Origin of the sequence: Isoptericola sp. NPDC057391 (assembly GCF_042668085.1) — a bacterium.
Classification (GTDB): Bacteria; Actinomycetota; Actinomycetes; order Actinomycetales; family Cellulomonadaceae; genus Isoptericola.
Map to the genome: position 1 here is coordinate 1 of NZ_JBHVBO010000334.1, position 1,524 is coordinate 1,524.

Below are 1,524 nucleotides of genomic sequence, written 5' to 3' on the forward strand. Positions count from 1 at the left end.
GCGCGGGCGCGCGGCCCGGCGTGCGCGGGTGCGGGGGCGACGACGGTGCGGGCAGCGCTGGTGGTGCCGGCGCCCTCCGGGCCGACGTCCGGCAGCCCGAGGATCGCGCGGAGCGTGCGCGGCGTCGGGGACGCCACCGCACGCACGCCGTCGCGCACGAGCCGCGGGAGCATGCCGTCGACGACGGCGTCCAGGTCCGGGCCGAGTGACGAGGGCCGCAGGAGGAACCCGTCGGACGCGCCGGCGTCGCGCCAGTCGACGACGGTCTCGGCGAGGTCGTCGGGGGTCCCGGCCACCACGAGCAGCCCGCCGGAGACCTCCGGACCCTCCAGGGCCTCGACCAGCTCGAGCCGCGCCCGCGCGCTGGCCCGGTCCTCGGCCAGCACGACGTAGGCCTCGGTGAGCACGCGCAGCGTGCCGGGGTCGCGGCCGGCCGCCTCGGCCGCGTCGCGCAGCCGGGAACGCAGCCGGACGGCGCGCGCCGGCGCGGTGGCGGCCACGCGCACGACGTCCGCCGTCCGGGCGGCGAGCTGGAGCGCGGCCTCGCTGCGGACGGAGACGACCACGGGCGGGCGGCCCTGCCGTGTCCCGGCGTCCCGGTGCTCGTCGCCGGGCCGGCCCGCGGCGGGGAGGTGCCGGCGCACGGCGAACCGGATGCCGTCGTGGTCCACGCGGAAGCGTCCCTCGTCGTCGACGGCGACGGCGCCGGCCGTGCCGCCGGTCGCTCCTGTCGCGAGCCCGTCCCAGTGCCGCACGACCTGCGCGGCGACGCCGCGGGCCTGCACGGCCCAGGCGTCGTCCTGCACGACGGCGCCGGCCGGCAGGCCGACCTGCCACCCGGCCCGGCCCGAGCTCGCCTGGTCGATCCGGGCGACGGCCTGGGCGACGTGCGCCGGGTCCACGTGCGCGGTGTCCACGGCGGCGACCAGCCCCGCTCGCGTCGTGCGCGGCGCCACCCGCGCGGCGGCGACGGCGGCGTCGAGGCGCCCGGTCACCTGTCGACGGCCGGGATGCAGCAGGAACCCGTCGTCGAGGGTCACGAGGTCGAGGCCGCCCTCGTCGGCGGTGCGCACGAGCCGGACGAAGCGCTCGGCGTCGAACGACCGCGGCTGGACGATGCCGCGCGCCCGGTGCGCGCCGGGGCGGGCGCCGGCCGCCGTGAGGTCGACCCCGACGACGAGGGGGGACGCGGCGGCGCCGGGCGGGGTGGGCGTGGTGGGGGTGGGCGGGGAGTACGGCACGTCGGCTCCGATCGGGGCGCGGGCGGGCGCGCTCGGGCGCGGGTCGTGAACCCGTGGGTGCGCACCGCCGCCGGGAGGCAGGGGAAGGGGAGCCCGCCGGGACCGGCGGGCGGGGCCGTCTGCGGCCGGGCCCGGCAGGTGCCGGGCCAGCAGGGGGTCCCCCCCGGGGCGGGGGGCGGTCCAGCCCCCATCACCCGCCTCCAAACCCACCCCGGGGGGACGTAGGCGGGGGGGGGGGCCACCGGGCGGACCGCACCGCCCCCCTCCCGGGCGACAGGGAACA

1 protein-coding gene is annotated in these 1,524 nt (G+C 81.3%); it reads right to left on the reverse strand.

Annotated features, from left to right (window positions below; translation table 11 throughout):
- The coding region (locus ACFUVW_RS20830) for an LLM class flavin-dependent oxidoreductase (RefSeq protein ID WP_430573197.1) at nt 1-1,241 on the reverse strand (1,241 nt) is incomplete at its 3' end.
- Nucleotides 1,242-1,524 lie beyond the last annotated feature (283 nt).